The organism is Candidatus Protofrankia californiensis (assembly GCF_900634765.1).
Lineage (GTDB): Bacteria > Actinomycetota > Actinomycetes > Frankiales > Frankiaceae > Protofrankia > Protofrankia californiensis.
Genome location: NZ_CAAAFT010000329.1, coordinates 2,934 through 4,380 on the forward strand (window position 1 = coordinate 2,934; position 1,447 = coordinate 4,380).

2 protein-coding genes are annotated in these 1,447 nt (G+C 71.0%); one reads left to right on the forward strand and one right to left on the reverse strand.

What is annotated here, in order from left to right:
• A partial coding sequence (locus DD1DGNOD_RS29715; RefSeq protein WP_241255799.1) for an SDR family oxidoreductase occupies positions 1 to 321 on the reverse strand: 321 nt, incomplete at its 3' end.
• A 332-nt stretch (positions 322 to 653) separates the two neighbouring features.
• On the opposite strand from DD1DGNOD_RS29715, the gene mftR reads away from it, so the two are divergent.
• Positions 654 to 1,310 carry a mycofactocin system transcriptional regulator gene (gene mftR / locus DD1DGNOD_RS17290; RefSeq protein ID WP_131767506.1) on the forward strand — a complete coding sequence of 219 codons (657 nt, stop codon included), beginning with the start codon at positions 654 to 656 and terminating at the stop codon, positions 1,308 to 1,310.
• Positions 1,311 to 1,447 lie beyond the last annotated feature (137 nt).

Consider the following 1,447-nt stretch of genomic DNA (forward strand, 5'->3'; position numbering starts at 1 on the left):
GTCCGTGGTCTCCCACAGCGGACGGCCGCCGGCCATCACCGCGGCGGCGGCCACCGCGGCGTGCACTCCCCCGAACTCACGCTCGGCCAGCTCGACGGCCTCGGCCAGGGCCTGCGCCTGGCGCACATCGGCCACGACGTCATGGACAGAGCCGGGCCACCGCTGCGCGAGCGCGCGCAGTTGCTCCCTGGTTCCCAGCGGGTAGTTCACGCCGGGCAGGTCGGCGCACACGTCCACCGCGACGACCCGCCACCCCTGCGCGGCCAGCTGGTTCACCACGGCCGCGCCGATACCGCGGGCCGCCCCGGTCACCACCGCCACCCGGCCGGTGGCCGCTGCTGTGCTCGCTGTTGTTTCTCCGGTCGCTGCCGCTGTGCTCGCCGCTGCTCCTCCGGTCGCCGCCGCGTCCCCGGTTGCCGCCGCTGCCGCGGTCACTGTCCTTCCCGCGGCCGGTAACCGTACCCGCGGAGGCAGTCGAGCAGCCGGTCAATCACGTTCAGCATCCGATACCTTCTGGACGTGCACCGGGCGCGTGCCGACCGCCGGCTGCCGCGCGCATCCCCGCGACATGGAATGCTCCTGTTCGACAACTGAACCGCTGTGACCGCCAGCACGCATACTATATTGGCACCCAATGCCAAATGGAAGAGGCAATGCGGAACCAGCGAAGAGACGAGGCATCCGGCGCGCCCGGCGCATCCCGCGGTCGGGGTGGCCGCAACCCCGTCACCACCCGCGCCGAGCTGGAACACCTGGCGTTCGACCTCTTCGCCGAACACGGCTTCGACAGGACGACCGTCGACGACATCGCCCGCGCCGCGGGCATCGGACGGCGGACGTTCTTCCGCTACTTCCCGTCCAAGAACGACATTGTCTGGGGCGGCTTCGACGAGGAGCTGACCCGCCTGCGCGCGAACCTGCGGGCCTGCCCGCCCACCGTCCCGCTGATGGACGCGGTCCGCCAGGCCCTGATCGACTTCAACCGGGTCGACCCCGCCGAGATCCCCTGGCACCGCCGGCGGATGCAGCTCATCCTGCGCACACCTGCCCTGCAGGCGCACTCGACCCTGCGCTACGTCGCGTGGCGGCAGGTCCTCGCCGAGTTCGTCGGCAGCCGTATCGGCCAGCCCGAACAGTCCCTGGCCCCGCAGGCGATCGCGTACGCCACCCTGGGCGTGGCGATCGCAGCCTACGAACAGTGGCTGCGCCACGAGGACCTGGAGCTCACAGAGCTGCTGGACGCCGCAATGCGGGAGCTTGCCGCCGGCTTCGCCGGTGCGGTTGAGAGCCACCCGACGCCCCGCCCGTAAGTAAGAGCGCGTTTGAGAATTCAGTACGGAGAGCAGTCATCCGCATGTGTCGGAACCGGGGCCGGGGCCGGGGCGAAGGGCGAGGGACGAGGGACGAGGGACGAGGGACGAGGGACGAGGGACGAGGGACGAGGGAA